This is a genomic window from Myroides albus, assembly GCF_009711045.1.
Lineage (GTDB): Bacteria > Bacteroidota > Bacteroidia > Flavobacteriales > Flavobacteriaceae > Flavobacterium > Flavobacterium album_A.
In genome coordinates, this window is sequence record NZ_WMJX01000083.1 from 1 (window position 1) to 5508 (window position 5508).

At 30.5% G+C, this 5508-nt stretch carries 4 protein-coding genes and 1 pseudogene; 3 read left to right on the top strand and 2 right to left on the bottom strand.

The features are described from left to right. A partial coding sequence (locus GJV76_RS15105) for an OmpA family protein (protein ID WP_230381578.1) occupies window positions 1-1629 on the top strand: 1629 nt, incomplete at its 5' end. Between the two features lie 513 nt (window positions 1630-2142). Here the strand turns inward: GJV76_RS15105 and GJV76_RS15110 are convergent. Both GJV76_RS15110 and GJV76_RS15120 read right to left on the bottom strand, forming a co-directional pair. Continuing rightward, window positions 2143-2988 carry a hypothetical protein gene (locus GJV76_RS15110; RefSeq protein WP_155093419.1) on the bottom strand — a complete coding sequence of 282 codons (846 nt, stop codon included), beginning with the start codon at window positions 2986-2988 and terminating at the stop codon, window positions 2143-2145. 501 nt (window positions 2989-3489) lie between these two features. Then, window positions 3490-4334, bottom strand: a pseudogene (locus GJV76_RS15120) (RteC domain-containing protein). 250 nt (window positions 4335-4584) lie between these two features. Here GJV76_RS15120 and GJV76_RS15125 point away from each other — a divergent pair. Together GJV76_RS15125 and GJV76_RS16175 are read left to right on the top strand one after the other, a co-directional pair. Then, a complete protein-coding gene (locus GJV76_RS15125) occupies window positions 4585-4947 on the top strand; it encodes a hypothetical protein (protein WP_155093422.1) in 363 nt (120 codons plus the stop codon). Then, window positions 4916-5389 carry a helix-turn-helix domain-containing protein gene (locus GJV76_RS16175; RefSeq protein ID WP_394367078.1) on the top strand — a complete coding sequence of 158 codons (474 nt, stop codon included), beginning with the start codon at window positions 4916-4918 and terminating at the stop codon, window positions 5387-5389. The genes GJV76_RS15125 and GJV76_RS16175 overlap by 32 nt, the downstream gene beginning before the upstream one ends. Window positions 5390-5508 lie beyond the last annotated feature (119 nt).

Genomic DNA, 5508 nt, shown 5'->3' on the forward strand with positions numbered 1-5508 from the left:
GACTATGAGAGTGCCGACAAGTACTTGGCTGAATTTGCTGGTATTGAGCAAAGTGATAGTCGAGGAAAACTATTTATAGCGGATAAGGATACTTACCTTGACCAGATAAATGCGACAATTAAGCGATATGAGGTGAAGCCTTTACCGATTAATAGCCAGTATTCTGATTATGGCTCTGCACTTTTGGACAATAAGCTTGTATTTACCTCGGCAAGAGATACTGAAAGTACAAGAGAGGGAAAAAGACACAAATGGACCAATGAGGCTTTTACCAGTCTATACTTCACGGAAGTAAACGAAAAAGGTGAGTTTTCTGAACCAGAATTATTCGACAAATCTGTCAAAACAAAGGTTAACGAAGCTTCAGCTGTTTTTACTAAAGATGGGCAAACCATGTATTTTACGCGTAATAACTTTAAAAAAGGCAAGAAAGTTCACAATCAGCAGTATAGTATCTTACTGAAATTATACAAAGCAAATAGGTTAAGTGATGGCACGTGGTCTGAAGCAGTGGAGCTACCATTCAACTCGGATGATTTCAATACAGCTCATCCGGCGCTATCTCCTGATGAAAAGCTGTTGTATTTTGTCTCAGATAGAAAGGGAGGCCTTGGAGAGTCTGACCTTTTTAAAGTAGCAATCAACGATGACGGTTCATTTGGTGAGCCTGTTAATTTAGGAAGTCAAATAAATACAGAAGGAAGAGAAACATTCCCGTTTGTATCTGATGACAATTTCTTATACTTTTCTTCAGATGGCCGCCCTGGTCTTGGAGGATTGGATATTTATAAAGCGAAGATTAACGTAGATGGCAGTTTTTCTAAATTGGTAAATGTTGGAGCACCTATTAATAGTCCTGGTGATGACTTCGCCTTTTTTATCAATGATAAAAACCGCAAAGGTTTCATTTCTTCTAATAGAGAAGCTGGTATGGGTGGAGATGATATTTACTTCTTTCAAGTAGTGGATTGTAAACAACAAATCACAGGTAAGGTATTTGATAACAGTACAACTTTTGTTATTCCAACAGCTAGTGTTGTTCTGTTTGACAATAACTACAAAGAACTAGGTCAGTATAACGTAGATGACAATGGTGGCTATATCACTGAATCACTACCGTGTAATTTCAAGTTTAGATTAAAGGCAAGTGCACAGGGGTATCAAACCAGTGAAGTATCAACAGTGCTTGGCCGTGAATTTGACGCTTTTAATGAGGTAAATATCGGACTTGATCCGATTGTGGAGAAGATTGAAAAAGACGATGACTTGTTTAAGAAGTTGAAATTAGAGCCAATTTACTTTGACTTTGACAAATCGAATATTCGTCCTGATGCAGCAATTGAATTAGCGAAAGTTGTGGAAGTCTTGCAAATGTACCCTCAACTTAAAATAGATGTTCGCTCGCACACCGATAGTCGCGGTAACGATGCTTACAATTTGAAACTATCAGATAGACGTGCCAAATCTACAATCAGCTGGATGGTTAAACAAGGTATTCAAAGCGATAGAATATCTGGTAAAGGATATGGTGAATCACAGTTAGTGAATAAGTGTAAGAACCATGTTCCTTGTTCAAAAGCACAACATCAAGAGAACAGAAGAAGTGAATTTATTATAAAAGAATTATAAGCAGAGCTACTGTGATTAATTTGAAAAAAAACAACAAAACTTTTTTTTCACTGCATTACTTTAAAAGGTAATGCTTAGCCAAAGGTAAGGGGAGATTCTAGAATCTCCCCTTATTGATTTATATAAAAATCTTTTTTCTATTCTTGTTAAGTATGCTTTAACTTATTTAAAATAGTTCTTGATGCAATTATAATTTTTTTTGAGTGAAAGATTTGTTTACTATCTAATGAAAATAATGATGTATTTATTCAAAAAAATGTTTTATCTCTTTGGTATTACCTATATTAATAGAGTGATTTTGTCTGATTTTTTTTGTGGTTTGGTATGTAAGATTTTAATTATTGTATTTTATTTTAAGAGATAGCTTAAAATTGTGGTATAGCTTATAACATTGTCTCTTTAGGTGTGATTAACAAATAAAACAAGAAAATAAACCCCTGTCTTAAAAAAAAGACAGGGGTTTTACTTTTAATTTAATTGTACTAATTAGCACAATAGTATTAGCTTATCATTTTACCATGCTACACCTGTTAGATACCTTAGAGATACTTTATTGGTTACAGGGTGAGTGTAAGGAGAGATAATAACAATTATTTTATCCTCTCCAGAGTAGTATGTATAGGCATAAAACTGTGTTGTATACATACTTTCATCTAAAGGTTTAAAGCCTAAAGGTATAAGAGAATTATCTATAAATTCTCTTGCATCAAGTAGGGATTCATATCCCACTAGATAACCTTGAGCTGATGCCCCGTATAAGGTTTCATTTATACCTATGTTATCCTCAGTTGCTTTTTCGCTGATATAGTTTAAGTAATCTTCTTGTTCAGGTACCTCAAGAGCTACTCTTCTATAAGGTGAATTATACTTTTTTAATTGTTGATCAATATACTGCTCAGCAGCTTTTTGTTCGTCCCTAGTTGCTAATTGTCTTAGATAAGGAAGAGCGTGTTTTTTATCAATAATACTAATGAAGGTAAAGTCGATATTATCATCGCGTTGGATGACTTTAATTTTTGCCTGACTTGTGGCTTGTTTGTATGTAACTGTTAAAGTAGCTTCTCCAATTTGTAAAGCATTGATATAGTATTTTTCATCCACCTTTTCAACATCAGCTATGTCCTTGTTGTTTAATGAAAACTCATATTGAGCATTCGTATCATTATCACTATTTTTGATTATTAGTTCAACGTAATCTTTGTACTTTATACTCTGCTGTTCAAAATTTAAGGTTACTGAGGTTTTTGGTGGTTCTGGCTCCCCTGGTATTTTTACCTCAGTTGTGTTATCATCACTAGAACATGCAATTAGTAATAGTATTACACTAAAGGGGAAAATTAGTTTTAGAGTTTTTCTCATGATTAATTATATTTAGTTTGTATAAAAATAATCATATATCTGTTTGATTTTTATTGATTTAGACTTATTGTATTATAAATTATATCTAAATAGAACTTAGTTGATTAATAAGCATTATATGTTGGTACTTTACATATAAATAATGGAATTAAGTTAAAAACATTAAAATATTTTTTAACTTAAATTTAACTTAAAATAAAAACAATCGTTTTTTTATCTATAAAATGGAAAATAACTCAGTGTGAATGTAATATTTTGGGGCGTATAACCTTTATGTAATTATCTGCTAGTGGATTAGCTAAGAAATATTGGAATTTAAATAGGTAAATAGATTTAAAGGGTACTTCTAGCATAATCGCTATAGGTGATAAACAAATCAGAAAACTTAAAAGCATTGTCAAAAGAGTTGCTCTTGCGCAAAGGGTAATATTTAATTAAAACAAGGAGAAGGCGTGTGGTTTTTCTCCTTGTTTGTTTTTATTAAAGTTCTACATACTAATGTTAGTTTTTCTCAATATAGTCTTTAAGAATCTTTGTAAGCTTATCTAAAAAAATAGTTTTTGATGTAGTTCTTGATTTTATTCGATGAAAAATATGGTGAATATCTATAGGAGGAGTCTTGAAAATCAATTGAAAAAAAAAGCTATTTTTTGCAGTTCAACATTACCTTTATTAATTGAACCATTAAGATATAAGGCATATATAAGTTCCACAAGCGCAGCTTTTGTATCAGACCAATAAACATGTGGTTGGTTTGCATGTTTAATTGTAGGTTGTTTTGAATTTGTTATATTCTCTAGCCTTGTTTTGATATAGTTATAGAATAATTCATTAGAAATAATTTTAGCTATTATATAATCATAGTAAGTTGAGAACTCTGCGTCTAATTCAAAGACAAAGCTATTTACCCCTTGTAAAATATTTATATTCCCTAGGGTAAAATACTTGACATCTTTATCAGAGCGTCCGGATTTGTAATAATTGTAAAAATCCGATTTATGTAGGTGTTCAAAGAAATCTCTTTGCAATTTATTTTGTTGTGCTATAAAGTATTTCTCTATTGTTTTTGAACCAATTATTGGAGCATTAGCCTCTATTCGATATACTTTATTGTAGAAAATAAGTCTTGCTAAAAACTTAGGCTTGATGTTTTTAAAAAATATGATTTGTTCTTCTTGACTTGTAAAACCTTTAGTTGTTACAATTTGTTTTACCATAGAAAGGCCTTTTTTAAAGTATAAAGCCATTTCTTTGGCTTGTTTAATGGCCGTTTCAGGATCAGTACTTAATTGTTGTTCATTACTTAAAAATTCTTGACAAATCCATTTGTAATCAAAATTTTTCATAATAGTTAGGATTAAAATAATTATGTGAGTTTTAATAGTTCGCTACTAACTAGTTTGTTTATGCATTATAATGTAAAAAAAATAAATTATCTGGCATGTTAAAAATTAGCACATTTTGCGATTGTAAAACAAAAGTGTTATTTTGTAATATGTTGTTTATCAGTTTTTTAATTAATTGAAGAGGTAGATGTGTAATCAAACAATGTAAGTTCTCCCGTAGACTCTATTGTTTCAATTGATTTTTTTAGTCATGCAAAATGGTTTTATATATGATTTAGCTAAGAATTTAGAAGTTTTTTTAAACGCTTTAAAAGAGCATTTTTTACTTGTTGATCAAAATAAGGAGTTTGATCTTTTCAATGAATTTTTCAATAAGTTTTTACTGTTTTGTTCTCGTAAAAAGTATTTCGGATTAACTCCGGATTTTTTCTTTGATAAAGACAATAGAGCTTGTTTATTATTAACTCAAGAGAATCTTTGCACTTGTAGAGAATTTAGTTTAAAAACAAAAAAAACTCTTGGTATTGATTCTAATTTTATAGCCAAGTATTTAAATAAAGAGTTTTCTAGTTTTATAATAAGTGGACTTGAGGCTAAAGTATTTAGTAATTAATAAAGGTAAAACCCAAGTTTTACTAATAGGTGTTTTCTTGAAAGAGCAGTGCTTTTTGTCTGTCCTTAGAATTAAACGAGCAAAAAAACTACGTTTAAATTCTTTACATAGTGCTTATAGAGTTAATTACTATCAGAATCATTATAAGAGATTTTGTCAATTAAAAAGTGACACTTATTTAAAGATTACTTTAAGTGAATATGTTAATTTGAATAAACTGCAAAAAAGAACATTTCAGCGCAATTTTAAAAAGTTCATGGGTGTTAGCTTTTATAACTATCACATGCAACAAAGATTATTAAAAGGGCTTCATCTTATAATGTTTAGTGACTACTTGATCTCTGAGATAGCTTATAGATGTGATTTTAATAGTTATAAGAACTTTGTCAGAGCTTTTAGTCATGGACATAATCTAAGAGCATCTGACTTTAGAATTTTATAGTTTTTTGTTTAAAGTAAAGTATTTATAGTTTAGTTATATATTGGATTGCAACAGGTATGTGTAACACTTAGATAGTGGGTATTCCGGTCTAAACTGAACAGGTAATTCCGGTCTAAACT

Excerpts from the sequence above, each read along its gene's own strand:
- GJV76_RS15125 (WP_155093422.1), top strand. The coding sequence starts at position 4,585 with ATGCAAAATGGTTTTATATATGATTTAGCTAAGAATTTAGAAGTTTTT.
- GJV76_RS15110 (WP_155093419.1), bottom strand. The coding sequence starts at position 2,988 with ATGAGAAAAACTCTAAAACTAATTTTCCCCTTTAGTGTAATACTATTA.